The sequence below is a fragment of the Amycolatopsis anabasis genome (genome assembly GCF_009765355.1).
GTDB classification, from domain to species: Bacteria; Actinomycetota; Actinomycetes; order Mycobacteriales; family Pseudonocardiaceae; genus Amycolatopsis; species Amycolatopsis anabasis.
The window spans coordinates 197,141-214,362 of sequence record NZ_VTHK01000006.1 but is presented as its reverse complement, the minus strand read 5'-3'; the positions used below and the strand labels follow the sequence as shown (position 1 = coordinate 214,362).

Annotated in this window: 13 protein-coding genes; 6 read left to right on the top strand and 7 right to left on the bottom strand. The window is 68.4% G+C overall.

Annotation, left to right across the window (positions count from 1 at the left end):
* Nucleotides 1-11 precede the first annotated feature (11 nt).
* Both FXO23_RS10575 and FXO23_RS10570 read left to right on the top strand, forming a co-directional pair.
* Nucleotides 12-1,193 (top strand): acyl-CoA dehydrogenase family protein, encoded by a 1,182-nt coding sequence (locus tag FXO23_RS10575; protein WP_343034467.1) that lies wholly within the window; start codon nucleotides 12-14, stop codon nucleotides 1,191-1,193.
* 56 nt (nucleotides 1,194-1,249) lie between these two features.
* A complete protein-coding gene (locus FXO23_RS10570; RefSeq protein ID WP_158883423.1) occupies nucleotides 1,250-1,675 on the top strand; it encodes an SgcJ/EcaC family oxidoreductase in 426 nt (141 codons plus the stop codon).
* 99 nt (nucleotides 1,676-1,774) lie between these two features.
* On the opposite strand, the gene FXO23_RS10565 is transcribed toward FXO23_RS10570, so the two are convergent.
* The 4 genes from FXO23_RS10565 to FXO23_RS10550 are packed head-to-tail and all read right to left on the bottom strand — an operon-like array spanning nucleotide 1,775 to nucleotide 6,337.
* Nucleotides 1,775-3,160, bottom strand: a complete 1,386-nt coding sequence (locus FXO23_RS10565; protein WP_158883415.1) for an FAD-dependent oxidoreductase — start codon at nucleotides 3,158-3,160, stop codon at nucleotides 1,775-1,777.
* Between the two features lie 6 nt (nucleotides 3,161-3,166).
* Complete coding sequence (locus FXO23_RS10560; RefSeq protein ID WP_158883413.1) at nucleotides 3,167-3,910, bottom strand: class I SAM-dependent methyltransferase; 744 nt, start codon at nucleotides 3,908-3,910, stop codon at nucleotides 3,167-3,169.
* Nucleotides 3,911-3,913: 3 nt separating this feature from the next.
* Entirely contained in the window at nucleotides 3,914-5,068 is a 1,155-nt protein-coding gene (locus tag FXO23_RS10555) for an aminotransferase class I/II-fold pyridoxal phosphate-dependent enzyme (protein WP_158883412.1), read from the bottom strand.
* A 24-nt stretch (nucleotides 5,069-5,092) separates the two neighbouring features.
* Nucleotides 5,093-6,337 (bottom strand): class I SAM-dependent methyltransferase, encoded by a 1,245-nt coding sequence (locus FXO23_RS10550; RefSeq protein ID WP_158883410.1) that lies wholly within the window; start codon nucleotides 6,335-6,337, stop codon nucleotides 5,093-5,095.
* A 310-nt stretch (nucleotides 6,338-6,647) separates the two neighbouring features.
* Between FXO23_RS10550 and FXO23_RS10545 the strand changes: the two genes are divergently transcribed.
* Both FXO23_RS10545 and FXO23_RS10540 read left to right on the top strand, forming a co-directional pair.
* The gene (locus FXO23_RS10545; RefSeq protein WP_158883408.1) at nucleotides 6,648-7,985 is read left to right on the top strand and encodes a nucleotide disphospho-sugar-binding domain-containing protein; all 1,338 of its coding nucleotides are present in this window, start codon (nucleotides 6,648-6,650) and stop codon (nucleotides 7,983-7,985) included.
* Between the two features lie 7 nt (nucleotides 7,986-7,992).
* Nucleotides 7,993-9,246: an acyltransferase family protein gene (locus tag FXO23_RS10540; protein ID WP_158883406.1), complete on the top strand. Its 1,254-nt coding sequence runs from the start codon at nucleotides 7,993-7,995 to the stop codon at nucleotides 9,244-9,246.
* A 58-nt stretch (nucleotides 9,247-9,304) separates the two neighbouring features.
* On the opposite strand, the gene FXO23_RS10535 is transcribed toward FXO23_RS10540, so the two are convergent.
* Genes FXO23_RS10535 through FXO23_RS10525 form a run of 3 tightly spaced genes read right to left on the bottom strand, consistent with a single transcriptional unit; the run spans nucleotide 9,305 to nucleotide 12,268 of the window.
* The gene (locus tag FXO23_RS10535) at nucleotides 9,305-10,933 is read right to left on the bottom strand and encodes an MFS transporter (protein ID WP_158883404.1); all 1,629 of its coding nucleotides are present in this window, start codon (nucleotides 10,931-10,933) and stop codon (nucleotides 9,305-9,307) included.
* A 39-nt stretch (nucleotides 10,934-10,972) separates the two neighbouring features.
* The gene (locus FXO23_RS10530; RefSeq protein ID WP_158883402.1) at nucleotides 10,973-11,638 is read right to left on the bottom strand and encodes a DUF899 domain-containing protein; all 666 of its coding nucleotides are present in this window, start codon (nucleotides 11,636-11,638) and stop codon (nucleotides 10,973-10,975) included.
* 42 nt (nucleotides 11,639-11,680) lie between these two features.
* Nucleotides 11,681-12,268, bottom strand: a complete 588-nt coding sequence (locus FXO23_RS10525) for an NADPH-dependent FMN reductase (RefSeq protein ID WP_158883400.1) — start codon at nucleotides 12,266-12,268, stop codon at nucleotides 11,681-11,683.
* Between the two features lie 163 nt (nucleotides 12,269-12,431).
* On the opposite strand from FXO23_RS10525, the gene FXO23_RS10520 reads away from it, so the two are divergent.
* Both FXO23_RS10520 and FXO23_RS10515 read left to right on the top strand, forming a co-directional pair.
* A complete protein-coding gene (locus FXO23_RS10520; protein WP_343034466.1) occupies nucleotides 12,432-15,653 on the top strand; it encodes an AfsR/SARP family transcriptional regulator in 3,222 nt (1,073 codons plus the stop codon).
* Nucleotides 15,654-15,827: 174 nt separating this feature from the next.
* Complete coding sequence (locus FXO23_RS10515; protein WP_158883396.1) at nucleotides 15,828-17,219, top strand: FAD-dependent oxidoreductase; 1,392 nt, start codon at nucleotides 15,828-15,830, stop codon at nucleotides 17,217-17,219.
* Nucleotides 17,220-17,222 lie beyond the last annotated feature (3 nt).

Sequence of the window (17,222 nt, the reverse complement as noted above, 5' to 3'; positions counted from 1 at the left end):
AGGAAATGGTGTTGACCACGACCCAGGTTCCAACCGGAGAGGAAATTGTGCGAAGGGTGGCCCAGCTGGCACCCGTACTACGCGGTAAAGCGGCCTCGGCGGAGGAGGAACGGCGGCTGCCCGAGGAGTCGATCGAAGCCCTCGCCGACGCGGGCGTCTTCCGGATGCGGGTGCCGCGGCGGTACGGCGGCTACGAGTGCGACACACGCACGCTGCTCGAGGTGGCCACCGAGCTGGGCAAGGCGGATGGTTCGCATTCGTGGACGGCGTCGGTGTATTGGATCCCCACCTGGATGGCGTGCCTGTTCCCGGACGAGGTCCAGGATGAGGTGTTCGCCACGCCGGACGTCCGCATCTGCGGCACGCTGAGCCCCAGCGCGATGGCGGCGCCGGTGGACGGCGGTGTGGTGGTGAACGGCAAATGGGGATTCATCAGCGGGGCGCTGCACAGCCACTGGCAGGAGGTCATCGCCATCCTCGCCGGCGACGATCACGAGCCATATCCGATCATGGCTCTGGTGCCGATCTCCGACCTGACCATCGTCGACGACTGGCACACGTCCGGGCTGAAGGCGACCGGAAGCGTGAGCACGGTGGCCGAGGACCTGTTCGTTCCCAAGGAACGGGTGCTGCCGCTTCCCGCGGTACTCGAAGGGAAGCACGCGTCGAAAACGAACGCCGGCTCGCCGGCCTATCGGGCCCGGCTGCTGCCGGTGGCTTCGGCTTCGTCAGTGGGGACCGCGCTCGGCCTGGCCATGGGTGCCAAGGAGGAGTTCCTCCAGCGACTCCCCGGTCGCAAGATCACCTACACCAGCTACGAGAACCAGAACGAGGCGCCGTTGACGCACTTGCAGGTTGCCGATGCGGCGATGAAGATCGACGAAGCCGAGTTCCACGCCCAGCGCCTGACCGGCGTAGTCGACGAGAAGGGCGCCGAGGGGGCGCCGTGGACGGTGGAAGAACGGGTGAAGGCTCGCGCCGACATGGGTGCGGTGTGCCGGTTGGCCAAGGAGGCGGTGGACGTGCTCGCCACCGCCAGCGGTGGCTCGTCGATCTATCAGGACGTCCGGATCCAGCGGATCAATCGCGACATCCAGGCCATCAACCTGCACGCGCTGATGCATCCGGACACCAACGCCGAACTCTACGGACGGGTGCTGTGCAACCTCGAGCCCAACACCGCATACCTCTGAGCGAAGTCCGTTGTGGACGATGGAAACCTGTTGACCGCTAGGAAAGTAGGGACGGCATGACCACGCAGAAGCGTACGAGCAGCGACAAGGAGACCGACCTGGCGGCGGTGGCCGCCGTCCCGGGCCGCATCATCGCGGCATGGGCGGCCCAGGACGCGAACGCCTTCGCGGAGGTGTTCGTTCCGGACGGCAGCATGATCCTGCCCGGGCTCTACCGCAAGGGGCGCGAGCAGATCCGATCGTTCATGGCCGATGGCTTCCAGGGTGCGTACCGGAAGACCCGCGTGACCGGCACGCCGCTGGACGTGACGTTCCTCGGCGACGACACGGCGCTGCTGGTCACCGAGGGCGGTGTGCTCCAGCCCGGCGAGACCGAGGTGGCCGCGGAACGCGCCATCCGGGCGACCTGGGTCGTCGCCAGGCAGCAGGACAGCCGGTGGCAACTGGTCGCCTACCAGAACAGCCCGGCCGGAGACGGTTGAAGCCGCTTTCGCTTTCGAGGCCCTGGTCGTACCCCGTCGACCAGGGCCTCGATTTCACACACCGCGCGGCCGCGAGAGTCAGTTTCCGCCCGAGTCGGCTCACCTGGACGGCTTGGCCACCGAATCGGGGACAGCACCCGCGCTGGGAGCGGCCGGTCGTCGCCGGGATCCGCGGAGCACCCGCGTGACCAGGCTGGGCCGCATGAGCGCGGAAGGCGGGTCGATCAGGCCGGCCACCCGGAAGAACGCGTCCGTGACGGCGGAATCATGCACCGCCGCGGCGTGGAGCCGGGTCAGGTAGGCGTTGCCCAGCCTGGTCTTGGCGGTACGCCGGCCTTCCACTCCGGGGAAAGCCAGGTCGCCGCCCGCGGAGATCTCCCACGGCGCGTCGATGACTCGCGAAATGTCCCGGAAGAATTGGCGCGGGCGGATGGGCGTGCCGTCGCGCAGGTGCGCGCGCAGTTCCATCGCTTCCATCGCCGCGACCGTCATGCCCTGCCCGTACACGGGGTTGAAGCTGCATACGCCATCGCCGGTGACGATGAACCCGTCGGGAAATCGCGCCAGCCGTTCGTACCGGCGGCGCACACTCGCCGGGAACCGGAAACTCACCGGGTCGTCGAGTGGCTCGGCGTCGCGGATCGCGTGGTAGATGTCCGGGACAGGGAGGGTACGCGCGAACTCGACGAAGCCGTCGGGGTCGGTGGGCGGATGGTCGCCGAGAAGGCCGGTCAGCGACAGCATCGAGCTGCCGTTTTCGAGCTTCGGGAAGAAAGCGCCCCGCGGACAGGCGGGCGAGGCCACCGGATTGATCGTCAGATCGTCACCGTACGGGTCCGACCGGAGCCGGTAGTGCCTGGTCGTGTACGCCAGCCCCACCTTGACTCGTTCCTCGGCAGGACGCTGGTAGCCGAGTTCGTCCAGCCAAGCCGGCGTCCGGGAGCCGCGCCCGGTGGCATCGACCACCAGATCAGCGTCCAGCACCTGCTCGGCGCCGGACGCGGCTTTGGCGCGTATGCGTACCCCGGTGATCCGGGTTCGGCTCGGATTCGCGACCGGGCCCAGCACATCGCACTGCTCGTGGAACCGCACGTTGGGCAGCGCGCTGACCCGGGCCCGGACGTGGTACTCCAGCACCGGCCGGGTGGAGGAGACGCTGAGCAGCCCGGTACGAGCCGGGCGCAGCTGGCGGCCGTTGAAGTACCAGCGCAAGTCGCCACCGAGGTCGCCGACCGGCACGCCCGCGTCAACCAGCTCCTCGGTGAGTCCGGGAAACAGGTCCGCCAGGATTTCCTGACCACGAGCCAGCAGCGCGTGCGCGTGCCGCCCGTGCGGAACGCCTTGCCGCGGCCCGGTAACGCCGGTCAACACGTCCCGATCGACCACCCGCACCTCGGCAAAGGATTCCGCGAGCACCCGTGCGGCGAGCAGTCCGGCCATTCCGCCGCCGAGCACGACCGCCCGGCCTCCGGTCTTGTTCCGCATAACCGGTCACCTCCTTGTGGATCCGTTCGTTTCTCCGGCTCGCCCGTCGAGCCTGGTGCCGACGAACACGCCACGATCGCCGTAACCCTGCTCCAGGAACTCGACCGAGCAGCCTGCCCCGATGAACGCCTTCTCGTACTGCTCGCGGGAGAACAGGGTGAGGTCCTGGCGGTCCACGAAATGCCGGACCGTTTCGGAATCCCCCACGAGGTAGTGCATCTCGACGTAACTCTGGTCGTCGCGGGTCTTCCATTTCCCCATCCGGACGACCCGGCGACCGTTCACCTCGAACGTCGCCGTGGCCAGGTCACCGCCGTTCCAGTTCTCCCGCAGGATCCACGGCTCGACGATGAGAACCCCACCGGGGGAGAGGTGCGCGGCCATCCGCAAGACCGCGGTGCACAGATCGTCCGCGGACCGCAGGTAGCCGACCGGGCTGTAGACGGAGCACACGACGTCGAACGTCCGGCCGAGGTCGAACGTCCGCATGTCACCCTGGTGAACCGGAACGTCACCGAGCTTGCGGCGTGCGATCTCCACCATGGGTTCGGCCAGGTCGACCCCGGCGACCTCGAAGTCCTCGCGCAGGTACTTCAGGTGTTCTCCGGTGCCGCATCCCACGTCCAGCAACGAGGCCGCGGCCGGGCAGTGGGCCAGCGCCAGCTCTTTGGTGTGCGCCGCCTCCCGGGGATAGTTCCGGTGGCGGCGGTAGACATCGTCGTAGATTTCGGCGAAGTCCTGGTCGTACATGGCCTACCCCCGCGCGGCGCCGACGGTCCGCCGGATTATCCGGGCGATGCCCGCGATCTCGTCCGGACCGATGGCGGTGCCGGTCGGCAGGGCCAGCACCCGCTCGGTCAGCGCTTCGGTGCGCGGGAGCGGGAGCGGGGTGTGCCGGCCCGGATCGGCGCGGTACGGCGCGATCTGGTGGCAGCCGGGGTAGAAGTACCGTCGCGAGAGGACATTGTGGGCGTACAGCGTGGAATGGATGGCATCGCGGTGGACACCGGCTTCCGCCGCATCCACCTCGATCACCAGGTATTGGTGGTTGGCCCGCTCACCGACCGCCTGCGGCCGCACCGTGACACCCGGCACCCCGGCGAGGGCTTCCCGGTAGAGTTCATGGTTGCGCTTGTTCACTTCGATGAACCTGTCCATCCGCTCGAGCGAAGTCAGGCCCATGGCCGCGGCGCCCTCGTTCAGGCGGGCCACGGTGCCGCAAAACGCTACTTCGTGTTCGGCGGACAGGCCCATGTTCCGCATGGCACGCGCGCGCTCGGCCAGGTCGTCGTCGTTCGTCATGATCGCGCCACCTTCGAAGCTGTTGACGTACTTGGTGGCGTGGAAGCTGAACACCTCCGCGTTGCCGAACCCGCCGATCGGTTTTCCCTGGCGCGTGCATCCGAACGCGTGCGCGGCGTCGAACAGCAGGGGAATCTCGTGCTGCTGGGCCAGTTTCGACAACGAGTCGGCATCGCACGGATAGCCGAAGACGTGCACGCCCAGGATTCCCCGGGTCCGCGGGGTGATGAGCCGCTCGACGTGTTTCGGGTCAGCGCATCCGGACTCCTCGTCCACGTCGCAGAACACCGGCGTGATGCCGACCCAGTCCAGCGCGTGCGCGGTGGCCACCCAGGTGAACGACGGAACGATCACCTCGTCTCCGGTGGAGATCCCGGACGCCTTGGCGGCGATCTGCAGGCCGCTGGTCGCGTTGCAGGTGGCGATGCAGTGCCTGGTCTCGGTGATGGCGGCGATCCGCGCCTCGAACTCGCGCACCAGCGGACCGTCGTTGCTCAACCACAACCGGTCCAGCGCACCCCGCAGCCGCTGGAAGAGACGGTCCTGGTCACCCAGATTGGGCCGTCCCACGTGCAAGGGTCGATCAAAGCTGAGCTTCTCCGGCATGGCGACCGTTCCTTTCGCGCCGCGTCAAACGATGTGCACATCCGGGACGTACAAGATCCATCGCCCGCCCCCGGCTCGAAACCGCCGCTCCTTGGCCATGATCTCGTCGGCGTGGTTCCAGGCGAACAGCAGGGCGAAGTCCGGGTAGGGGTTGGAAAAGGCGGCGGGTGACCACACCGGAATGTTCGATCCCGGGGTGAGCCGGCCCTGCTTCTCCGGTGTGGAATCGCAGACGAACGCGACCAGTTCGGGCCCTATTCCGCAGTAGTTGGTCACCGTGGCGCTCTTCGACGTGGCGCCGTATCCGACGACCCGGTGACCGGTCTCGTGCAGGCTCCGCAGCAGGGACACCAGATCCGCACGGATCTTCGCGATGTTGTTCGCGAAGCCCGCATAGGTCGCCGGGTCGGCGAGGCCGAGCGCACGCTCCCTGGCGAGCATTTCCCGCACGCTGCTGCGCGGGGTGCGGGCGCCTGCCCGGGCGAGGGTGTAGCGCACGGCGCCACCGTGCACGGCCAAGCGTTCGACGTCGACCAGTTCGAATCCGAATCGGGCGGCCAGCGCCTGTACGGACTGGACCGCGAACAGGTAGAAATGCTCGTCGTAGATCTGGTCGAAATAGGTGTGCTCGATGATGTCACCCAGGTATCGGTCTTCGAACACGAAGACACCGTTGGGTGCGAGCAACACCTCGACGCCGCGCAGGATCGAATCTATGTACGCGATGTGGCTGATGGTGTTGGCGGAGTAGATGACATCTGCCGGTCCGTCGGTTTCGCGGATCAGGCGTGCCGACGACTCTTCAAAGAAATCGACGCGTACTCGGATCCCCTTCCGGGTCGCCACGTCCGCCGCGCCGCCCGAGGGGTCGACGCCGAGGTGGCGTACCCCGGCCTCCTTGACCGTCTTCAGCATTACCCCGTCATTGCTGCCGATTTCGACGGCGAATGCGTCGTTCCCCGTCAGTTCGGTCTCGAGGAGGTGCAGCGCGGCCTGCTCGAAGTGCTTGCGCATCAGCGCGGAACCGGACGACCGATACGGGTAGTCGGTGTGGAACATCTTGCCGCGCGGGACCTCTTCGAGTTGCTGCACCATCGTGCAGGCCGTGCAGAAACCGATGGCCAAGCGGAAGAAGGACTCCGTGCCGACCTGGTCCGGCGTCAGAAACGCGTTCGACACGGGCTGCCGACCGAAATCGAAGCATTCCTGGACGGCTTCACCGCAAATGCGGCATGTTGATGATTTGGACGGCGCCTCGTCTTGATTCACAGCTGCCCACCCTTCGGCATCATTTGTCTGTCCGGCGGAGAGCGAGTCTCGTGTGAGTTCGGCCGAACCTGCCGTGCCCCGGATGAAATGTTCAGGGCGGCTCTTGATGTATTGGGCTTCGGAGTGAATCAAGCATGCGTCAGGAGAGTCTTTGCGGTCACCTCTCGTTGTGCTTACTTACCGCACCATGAAAGATGCGTGCGGAGTGCTTCCCCGGAATCATGGGCCGACAACGCGGATGAGACAGCGGCGACCGTGCCATCGGCGCCGAGCGGCACCTCGCCAGTGATCAGTGCAAGGAGCGTTCTCGATGCGAGTCATGTTCGTCATTTGGCCCAATCCGTCGCATCTGTACCCGTTGGTGCCTCTCGCCTGGGCCCTGCAGGGCGCGGGACACGAAGTCTGTGTCGCGTCCCATCCCGAAATCGCCCCCTCGACGGCCGCCTCCGGCCTGGCCGCGGTTTCGCTCGGGGATCCGGAGTTGATGCCGGTGCCGATGGGACCGGGGCGCGCATACCGGGAAGAGCGGGAGAAGGTCGCGCGGATCACCGAAGCGCTGGCGCTCGATCCCGCCGACCGGGAAGACTGGGACATCTTCAGCCAGTTCATGCTGCCCGCGATGTGGGACTTCCACCCCTACCAGGCCCCGCCGGAGGAACCGCGTCCGACGATGGACGCGATGGTCGAGTTCGCCCGGAGTTGGCGGCCGGACCTCGTGCTGTGGGACCCCTGCGTACCCGGCGGCGCGGTGGCGGCGCGTGCGTGCGGCGCGGCGCAGGCGCGGTGGTGGACCGGACCGGACTACTTCGCGGTTTCGATGGAGAAGTTCCAGGAACGCACCACCGGTCCCGGGGCCGTCAAGGTGGACAACCCCTTGGCCGAGACGGTGCGACCGGTGGCGGAACGGTATGGCGTCGAGATGGACGACGACATCCTGCTGGGACAGTGGACCGTCACTCCGGTGCCGGAGGGAATGCGCCCGCACACGCGGACGCTGACGATACCGGTTCGGTGGATCCCGTACTCGGGACAGGCGGTGCTGCCGGACTGGTTGTACCCGCTGCCCGAACGGCCACGGGTGGGGCTTTCGCTGGGGCTGTCCTGGCGGAAGTACCTCAAAGGCGGCTGGGACCACATCCCCGGCCTGCTGGATGCGGTGTCGGATTTGGACATCGAAGTGGTGGCCACGCTGAACGAAACCCAGCTTGCGGATGTCACTCGGATCCCGGACAACGTGCGCGCGGTCGACTACGTGCCGCTGAACCAGTTGCTGCCCACCTGTGCCGCATTCATCCACCACGGCGGATTCGCCAGCTACGCGGCCGCGGCGGCGCTGAAGGTGCCCCAGCTCGTCACCGACTCGTCCGACAGCGACGTCGCGGCGGTTGTGGAGAAGGGGGGCATGGGAGCCACGAAGCACGCGGCTTCGCCGGCCACCGTGCGACACGTGGTCGAGCGCGGGGCCGGTGTCGCTCTGGACATCGGGAGCCCTTCGTTGGAGGGGACGCGGAAACAGATCGCCCGGGTGCTCAACGAGCCCGCCTTCCAGGACGGCGCGGCCCGGGTATACCAGGATTTCCTCGCCACGCCGGCACCGAACGATGTCGTGCCGACACTGGAGAGACTGACCGCGCAGCATCGAGGCTGAGTGCGCGGTGAACAACATCTCCGATGGCGGGGGCCGGGCCCGCGAGCGGACGAGGCGGTTCTTTCCCGAACTCGAAGGACTGCGGGGATTCGCGGCGATCATGGTGCTGTTGAGCCATGTCGCGATCAGTACCGGGCAGGTCGGCTGGGCGGGCCAACCGGCGCCGGACGGACTCACCGGCGCCGTGCTGAACAAAATGGAGGTCGGCCTGCCGATCTTCTTCGTGCTCTCGGGCGCCCTGTTGTATCGCCCGTTCGCGCTCGCGACCTTGGGCGGCGCGGCGAAACCCGCCGCGCGCCCGTACTTCTGGCGCCGGGCCCTGCGCATCCTGCCCGCGTACTGGTTGCTGTGCGCGGTCGCGCTGCCGCTGCTCAACGGTGACCGGATCGACGGCGCCTGGCAGGTGCTGCGCCCGCTGCTGTTGTTGCACGTCTACGAACAGGACGGAACGTTCGCCGGTGCGGCACTTCCGGCCGGCTTGGAACAGACCTGGAGCCTGTCCACCGAGGTCGCGTTCTACTTGACGTTGCCCCTGCTGGCCGGGTTGCTCGGCTGGTTCGCGCGCGGGGTGGACGATCCCGCTCGCCGGATGCGGCGAATCGTGCTTCCGCTCGGTGCCGCCGTGCTGGCCGGGTTCGGCGCGGTGGCGTATACGCATCTTCCGGCCAGGGGCCCGTTCCCGGTGGAGCACCTGTGGCCGCTCGAGTACGTCGGCTTCTTCGCGGTGGGTATGGCGCTGGCGACGCTGTCCGCCGGCGCGGAGTTGTTTCCGGGCGCCGTGCCGCGGCCGTACCGGTTGGTGGCCGGGCACCCGGTCCGGTGCTGGCTCGCCGCGCTGGCGGTGTTCGTCATGCTCTGCTTGTCACCGGTGGGCGAGCCGGCCAGTTCGGAGTACCCGGCGGTCGATGCCGCACTGGTCGATCAGGCGCTGCACCAGCTGTTCACCTTGCTGCTGGTCGCTCCGCTGACCGTGCCCGGGGCGCGGTCCCGGTTGGTGGAGGCGGTCCTGGCCAATCCGGTATCGCGGTTCCTCGGCCGGATCTCCTACGGCGTCTTCCTCTGGCACCTGCTGGTTTTCTACGTCTGGCATGGAAGCCTGTTCGGGGCGACCGGTTTCTGGAAGGCGTTGGCGGTGGTTCTGGCCGGGAGCGTGACGGCCGGGACGCTGAGTTTCCAGCTGGTGGAGCGGCCGTTCATGCGGCTCCGGCCGTTGCTGGGCAGGGCGCCCGCGAAGCCGAGCGTCGTGACGACCACGCGGTGACCGCGCGGGGAAAGGGGTTTCCCGGCTGGCACCGAGAGCCCCCTTTCCCCGCGAGCGATCAGCTCCGCCGCGAGTCGTCCGTCCCCACCGGGGCGCTGTCCGCCGCCTCGATGGTGGGTTCGCCGCCATCGGCCGCGTCGCCCTGCTCGGCGCGTGCCCCGCTGGGACGCACGTGCCGGAGCGTGACGAGCGAGAGCAACGCGAAGGCGATCACCGCGGCGGCGCTGATGCCGGTGACCACGTTCAGCCCGCTGGTGAAGGCCTCCCGCGCGGGATCGATCAGGGCGTTCCCGACCGGGTCGGGGAGCCGGTCGGCCGCGGCGGTGGCGCCGGTGATGGTCTCCCTGGTCGCGTCCGCCACGTCGGCGGGAACGCCGGAGGGGACGGTGTCGTGGACCTGGCCGCGGTAAACAGCGAGCCCGATGCTGCCGAGGATGGCGACGCCGAGCGAAATGCCGAACTCCCCGGTGGTCTCCGACAGGGAGGCGGCCGAACCGGCTTTCTCCGGCGGGGCGGATCCCACGACGAGGTCGGTGTTCACGGCGCCGGTCGGGCTGATCGCGCCGAACGCGATGGTGTAGCCGGCCACCACCATGGCCAGCCCGCCAACGCTTTCGGCCCGCATGAGCAGTACCAGCCCCACCGCCGAAAGCACCAGGCTGCCCGCCACGACGTAGGCCGGGCGGATTCGACGGGTCAATACCGGGGCCACCATGTTCCCGGCGATCGCGCAGAGGGCCGAAGGCACGATCCACAGGCCCGCCTGCAAGGGGGACAGGCCGGCGACCTCCTGCAGGTACATGTTGACCAGCAGCGTCGTGCCGCCCATGGTGACCGTGGCCAGCAGTGAAATCGCCAGCGCGGACCGCACCGTGCGGTTGCTGAACAGCCGGAGGTCCAGCAATGGGCTGGCCAGCTTGCGCTGCCGGAGAACGAACACCACGCCGAAGGCCAGCCCGGCCACTATCGCGATGACGTTGACCGCGTCCGGTCCGGCCTTGGCCAGTTCCTTGAGGCCGTAGATGATCGGCAGGATGGCGGCGAGGGACAGGCTCACGCTGGTCAGATCCAGCCTGCCGCCCTCGGGATCGCGGTACTCCGGCAGCAGCAGCGGCCCGGCGGCGAGCAGCACCAGCATCACCGGAACGCCGAGCAGGAACACCGCACCCCACCAGAACAGTTCCAGCATGGCGCCACCGACCACGGGGCCGAGCGCCCAGCCCACCATGAAGCAGCTCATCCACACGCCGACGGCCAGACCGCGCTGCTTGGGGTCGGCGAACATGTTGCTGATCAGTGCCAGCGTCGACGGCATGAGCGTCGCGCCGGCGATGCCGAGCAGCGCCCTGGTCGCTATCAGCATCTCGGCGCTGACCGAGTACGCGGCGAGCACCGAAGCGACGCCGAACGCGGCCGCCCCGATGAGCAGCAGCTTCCGGCGGCCGATCCGGTCGCCCAACGTCCCCATGGTGATCAGGAAACCCGCGATCATGAACCCGTAGATGTCCATCACCCACAGGGTTTCCGTGCTGGTCGTCGCCAGGTCCGTGCTGATGTGCGGGAGCGCCAGGTACATCACGCTCATGTCGAGCGACAGCAGCAGGGTCGGTAGGGCCAGCACGGCCAATCCGAGCCACTCCCGGCCGCCGGCGGGTGCCGCGGATTCGTTCGGACCAGTGGTGTCCATCGGAAATCCTTCCTCTTTGTTCGCCGTTTCGCGTGCCGGTCAGGTGTCGTACTCGTCGTGCAGTCGCCACCACGAGCTGGCCGGGCTGTTGCCGCGACCGGGTGGCTTCTCCCAGTCCTCCTGCCTGCCCAGCGGCGTGAGGTCGAGGTAGCTCCAGGTGCTGCCGAGCAGTTCCAGCCCGCGTCCGGAAGTGTGGTAGGTGTGGAAGATCTCCGTGCCGTCCCGGAGGAACACGCTCAGCCCCGGCTCCTCTCCAGCTGCCGTCGTGGCGCCGAAGTCGAAATTGAAGTCGCTGCCTTCCGAGGAGACCCAGGGGACGGTCCATCCCATGCGTTCCTTGAACGGCATGATCTCGGCCAGGGGAGCCCGGGACACCACGACGAGGGAAGTGTCCCGCGCGTGCAGGTGGGCGAGTTCGCCGATGTGGTCGACGACCATCGAACAACCCGAGCACCGGTAATCCGTGCCCGGTGCCAGCATGAAGTGGTAGACGATGAGCTGCCGGCGACCGTCGAACAGGTCGAGCAGGCCAACCCTGCCGTCAGGGTGCTCGAATTGGTATTCCTTGACGACTTTCACCATCGGCAGGCTGCGCCGCTCGGCGTTCAGTGCGTCACGCGAGTGGGTGAATTCCTTCTCCTTGGCGAGCAGGGCGTTCCTCGCCACCCGCCATTCGTCCGCTGATACGACCGGTGGAAGGTTCATGGTGCGACTCCTTGCGTTCAGGCGGATCGTTCGCTGCTCGCCTCAACCGGTGTAAGGGCGTTTGGCGCGAGCTTCGCGAAGGGCGTACGCCCACCAGATGAGTTGATCCAAAGTGCTCTTGACCATCGAGTGGCATTCCGCGGATGCCTTGGGCCAGCTGCCGTCCGCGTCGAAGTAGTCCCAGTAGTTCCGGAGACTGATGGTGTCGCGGATGGTGACCGCGTGGACCTCGCTGAACACCTCGCGCAGCTGGCTCGCCGCATGCAGACCGCCGGACGGGCCGCCGTAGGAGACGACGGTGACCGGTTTCGCGTTCCATTCGTGTGAATACCAGTCGATGGCGGTCTTGAGCGGCGCGGGAAAACTCCGATTGTATTCGGGTGTCACCACCACGAACCCATCGGCGGCGGCCAATCGCGGGGCGAGGGCGGCTACCGGTGCGGGGGCGGGCTCGTCGTACTCGACCAGGGTTTCCGGCAGCCGTGTTTCGGCCAGGTCCACCCGATCGATCTCAAGTTCCGCGCGACGACGAGCGTGTCCGGTGAACCAGTCGGCCACCCTGGGCCCGAATCTGCCATGCCGTGTGCTGCCGATCAGCACCAAGATCCGGAGATTGTCGGTATCAGACATCGGAGACCCTAACGCGGAAGATCGGTTCCGTCGGAAACGCTGCATTCCCACTCTGCCGGTCGGCGCTGTCGGTTTCCTGTCGGTCGGTTATCGGCCGAATCGCGAGAGTCTTCGAGGCGGTGCGCGTCGTACCGCTGCGTTATCGTTGCGTATGCGCTTCGGGGTGTTGGGCCCACTGGCCGTGTGGACCACGAAAGGGGACCAGGTCGTGGTGCCCGAGTTGAAGGTCCGCGCCCTGCTGGCCGATCTCCTGGCGCACGCGGGGAATCCCGTGTCAACCGACCGGTTGGTCGAGGACCTGTGGGGCGAGGAGTTACCGGTCAACCCGGCAGCCGTGTTGCAGCTCAAGGTCTCCCGGCTGCGGCGGGTGTTGGAGGACGCCGAGCCGGGTGGCAGGGACCTGGTGGTCTCGCGGCCACCCGGCTACCTGCTGCGGGCGGAGGCCGGTTCGGTGGACATGGCACGGTTCCAGGACCTGGTCGAGCGGGCGCGCGGCACCGCGGACACCAGGGCCAGGGTGGAGCTGCTGTCCAGCGCGTTCTCCCTGTGGCGGGGCGAGGCCTTCGCGGACTTCGGCGACTATCCGTTCACCCGCGCACTGGCCGCCCGGCTCGAAGATGAACGCTTGGACGCCCTGGAGGAGCAGGTCGAAGCCCGGTTGGCACTCGGCGAGCACGGCCGACTGGCCAGTGAGCTCGGTGACCTGGTGATCCGGTACCCGCTCCGGGAAAGGCTGCGTGCCGCGCACATGCGCGCGCTCTACCGTGCCGGGCGGCAGGGCGACGCGCTGGAAAGCTACCGCGAGCTGCGGGAACGCCTGGCCGACGAGCTGGGCGTCGACCCCGGGCCCGCGCTGGCCGGACTGTACGAGGCGATCCTCAACCAGGATCCCGCCCTGGACGCCGCCGCGGGCGTCGCCGCTCCGGCGGAACCGCCACGCACGAACCTGCCCGCCCCGGTGACCGAGCTGATCGGGCGGGATGGCGCGGTGTCCGCGGTGTGCACGTTGCTCGGATCGGGCCGGCTGGTGACGCTCACCGGACCCGGCGGTGTCGGCAAGACCCGGCTTGCCGTGGAGACGGCCACCCGGCTGGTCTCCGGCTTTTCCGGCGGGGTTTGGCTGGTCGAGCTGGCCGCGCTCGGCCAGTCGGGTGAAGGGAACGTCCTGGATGCGCTGACCGAGGCCGTGATGGCGGTGCTCGGCATCCGGGAAGACGCGGCCGGAGGACCGGGCGGGGTCGCCGGCCAGCTCGCCGCGGCGTTGCGGGACAAGGAACTGCTCTTGGTGCTCGACAACTGCGAGCACGTGGTCTCGGAGGTCGCCGAGCTGGTGGACCTGCTGACCCGGACCGCCCCGGCGCTGCGTGTGCTGGCGACCAGCCGCGAGCCGCTGGGGCTGGCCGGCGAGGTGCGATGGGCGGTTCCGCCACTGGAACTGCCCGATCGCGCGGCCGACCAGCCCGCGGTGCTCGGGCAGTCCAGCGCGGTGCGGCTGTTCGTCGCGCGGGCGGCCGCCGCGGCGCCCGGTTTCAAGCTCAGCGCGGACAACGCCCGCGCGGTGGGGTTGCTCTGCCGACGGCTGGACGGTATCCCGCTGGCGTTGGAGCTGGCCGCCACCCGGGTGCGGGCGCTGGGGGTGGAAGGCCTGCTCACGCGTCTGGACGACCGATTCCGGCTGTTGGCGACCGGCCATCGAGGCGCGCCGCCGCGGCAGCAGACCTTGCGCGCGATGATCGACTGGAGCTGGGGCCTGCTCACCGAACCGGAACGCGTCGTGCTGCGCCGCCTCGCCATCCACTCCGACGGCTGCACGCTGGAGGCGGCCGAGCGGGTCTGTGCCGGCGACACGGTGGACGGCGCGGACGTGCTCGACCTGCTCGCCCGGCTCGTCGACCGCTCACTGGTCGTCGCGGTGGAGGTCGGGGACGGGGTCCGGTACCGGCTGCTCGAATCGGTCGCGGAGTACTGCGTCGAGCGTCTGCGCGAACAGGACGACCTCGCCCGGCTCCGGTGCGCTCACCATCGCTACTACCTGGAACTGGCGGAGCTCGCCGAGCCGCACCTTTACCGGCACGGCCAGCGAAAGTGGCTGCGGCGCTTGGACAACGAAGCCGCCAACCTCCGCGCCGCGATCGACGGGCTGGTTCGGAGCGCCGCCGCGGACGAGGCGTTGCGGATGGTGAATGCGCTCGCGTGGTACTGGTATCTCCGCGGGCGGATAGTGGAAGCGCGCCGCTGGCTGGCGATGGCATTGGAGACGCCCGGTCCGGCGTCGGACACCGCCCGGCTCAGAGCCAGGGCCTGGCAGGCCGGGATCGGGTTGCTGGCGGGCGACAGCGCCGCGCTGGAACAGGGCGATTCCGTTCTCAAGCTGTACGAGGGCGTCGACGACACCGCGGGTCGTGCCAAGGCGCAGTGGTTCCTCGGCTTCGTCGGCAACGATCTCGGGGATCTGTCCGCGAGCGAGGACCTGGTGGACCGGGCGCTGGTCGGCTTCCGGGCTCTCGGGGACCGCTGGGGAGTGGCGGCGGCGCTGAGCACCACGGCGAAGATCGCCATGGTCCGGGGCGATCTGGACGCGCTCAAACGCAACGGCGAGCGAAGTGTCGCGTTGTTCCGCGAACTCGGCGACCGGTGGGGCGAACTGCAGGCCACCGACTCGCTCGGATACCTCGCCGAGGTCGTCGGTGACTTCGAACAGGCGACCCAACTGCACTGGGAAGGGCTGCGCACGGCCGAGGAGCTGGGGCTGTGGCCGGACGCGACCAGCAGGCTGTCCTGGCTCGGCCGGATCGCGATGCTCAATTGCGACTACGAGCAGGCTCGTGACTTCCACGAGCAGGCACTGCGGCTGGCCACCGACCAGAGTTACAAGCCGGGGCAGATCTTCGCCGAGATGGGGCTCGGCATCTCGGCGCGGCGGCAGGGCAAGCTCGACATCGCCGAGACACATCTGCGCACCGTCCTCGACCAACTCCCCCGCGAGAACCTCGAACTGGGCAACACCCTGCCCCTGGGTTTCGTGCTGGCCGAACTCGGGTTTCTCGCCGAACAGCGCGGCGACCCGGCCACGGCTCGCGCGCTGCACGAGGAGGGCCTCGCCGTGGCGCGGCACCTGGTCGGCGACCGCCGGCCGGTGGCGCTCAATCTGGAAGGTCTGGCCGGCGCCGAGTCGTTGGCCGGGCGCCACGCTCGTGCCGCCGAGTTACTGGGTGCCGCGGCCGCGGCAAGGGATTCCGGGAATGCCCCCCTCGCGCCCACCGAAGCCGATGATGTCCACCGGATCACCGCCAAGGTCAAAGCGGCGCTGGGGGAGGACCTGTTCGCGGAGCGGTTCGAATGCGGCCGCAGCGGTAACCCGGCAGAGGCGGTTTTCCAAGCCTGACGCACTTCCCGTTGTTTCTCCTTGCGGTTGGGGAATACCGCACAGGTAAAGATGCGCGGCGGAACGCCCCGGTGTGACGATCCTCCTGTCGGAATTCGAAACGGCGGCACGATGTGGTTACTCGTGGTCTGTCCTTTTCGGAAAGCCAGCAGGCGCCCAGGGGAGGTGACCGCAATGGCCGAACACAGCGGTCGTCGTGCGGTAGTGCTCGGCGGCAGCATGGCCGGACTACTTGCCGCACGCGCGCTCGCCGAGTCCCATGTGGACGTCACGGTGGTCGACCGCGACCCGGTGAAAGGGGTGACCGAGCCGCGGCGGGGGGTGCCACAGGGAGCGCACGCGCACGCACTCCTGGCCCGCGGACAGCAGGTGCTGGAAGAGTTGTTCCCCGGGCTCACCAAAGAACTGGCCACGGCCGGAATACCCATGGTGGACATGGCCGAGATGCACTGGTATCTCAACGGCCGCCGGTTACGGCCCGCGAAGACCGGCCTGGTCGCGGCCACCGTCGCCCGCCCGGATCTGGAGAGTCGCATTCGCACCAGGGTTGCCGCGCTGTCCAACGTCCGGCTCCGGGAACGCTGCGACATTCTCGGCTTGGTGACCACTAAGGATCATTCCCGGGTTACCGGGGTGCGTATCCGGCCGCAGGCCCGGAACAGCGCGGACGAGACCTTGGAGGCGGATCTCGTCGTGGACGCCACCGGCCGGGGGTCGCGGACGCCCTCCTGGCTGGAGGCGTTCGGCTACTCGCGACCGCCCGAGGAACGGGTGACGATCCGGCTGTCGTACACCACCTGCCAGTACCGTTTTCCGGTGAGCCCGTTGGAAAGGGATCGCTCGATCATTCCGCTGGCTACCCCGGAGCAGCCGCGCGGCGCCTTTTTCGGGCGAGTGGCCGGCGACCGGCACATCGTGTCGCTGACCAGCATGCTTGGCGACCACCCGGCGAGCGGTCTGGACGGTTTCCGCGAGTTCGCCCGGACCCTGCCGATTCCCTATGTCTACCAAGCGATCCGCGATATCGAGCCGATCGGCGGGCCGGCCGCCATTCGATTTCCGGCGAGCGTGCGGCGCCGTTATGAACGGCTGATCCGATTCCCCGACGGACTGCTGGTGCTGGGGGACGCCGTGTGCAGCTTCAACCCCGTCTACGGCCAGGGGATGACGGTTGCCGCCCTGGAATCGCTCAGCCTGCTCCGGCATCTGCGCCACGGCCCGCCACAACCGCGCCGGTTCTTCCAGGACATCGCCAAGGTCGTCGACGCGCCGTGGGACATCTCGGCGGGCGGTGACCTCGCCTGGCCGGGTGTGGAGGGGCGCCGAACGGCGAAAGTCCGGCTGGGGAACGCCTACCTGCGCCGGCTGCAGGCCGCGGCCACGAACGAAGGCCGGATCACCGGCGCCTTCATGCGGGTGGCCGGGCTCGTGGACCCACCGCCGGCACTCATGCGTCCGGGGACCGTGCTACGGGTGCTGCGGAACTGCCGACCACGCCCGGAAACCGGATCCAGTGCGGAGGAGCGGCGAACGGTCCCGGAGAACGCCGCCCGCCAGGCGGGGTGAGAC

Coding starts and splice junctions, on each gene's coding strand:
- FXO23_RS10530 (WP_158883402.1), bottom strand. CDS start 11,638: ATGAACCTTCCACCGGTCGTATCAGCGGACGAATGGCGGGTGGCGAGG.
- FXO23_RS10570 (WP_158883423.1), top strand. CDS start 1,250: ATGACCACGCAGAAGCGTACGAGCAGCGACAAGGAGACCGACCTGGCG.
- FXO23_RS10525 (WP_158883400.1), bottom strand. CDS start 12,268: ATGTCTGATACCGACAATCTCCGGATCTTGGTGCTGATCGGCAGCACA.
- FXO23_RS10535 (WP_158883404.1), bottom strand. CDS start 10,933: ATGGACACCACTGGTCCGAACGAATCCGCGGCACCCGCCGGCGGCCGG.
- FXO23_RS10560 (WP_158883413.1), bottom strand. CDS start 3,910: ATGTACGACCAGGACTTCGCCGAAATCTACGACGATGTCTACCGCCGC.
- FXO23_RS10545 (WP_158883408.1), top strand. CDS start 6,648: ATGCGAGTCATGTTCGTCATTTGGCCCAATCCGTCGCATCTGTACCCG.
- FXO23_RS10555 (WP_158883412.1), bottom strand. CDS start 5,068: ATGCCGGAGAAGCTCAGCTTTGATCGACCCTTGCACGTGGGACGGCCC.
- FXO23_RS10515 (WP_158883396.1), top strand. CDS start 15,828: ATGGCCGAACACAGCGGTCGTCGTGCGGTAGTGCTCGGCGGCAGCATG.
- FXO23_RS10565 (WP_158883415.1), bottom strand. CDS start 3,160: ATGCGGAACAAGACCGGAGGCCGGGCGGTCGTGCTCGGCGGCGGAATG.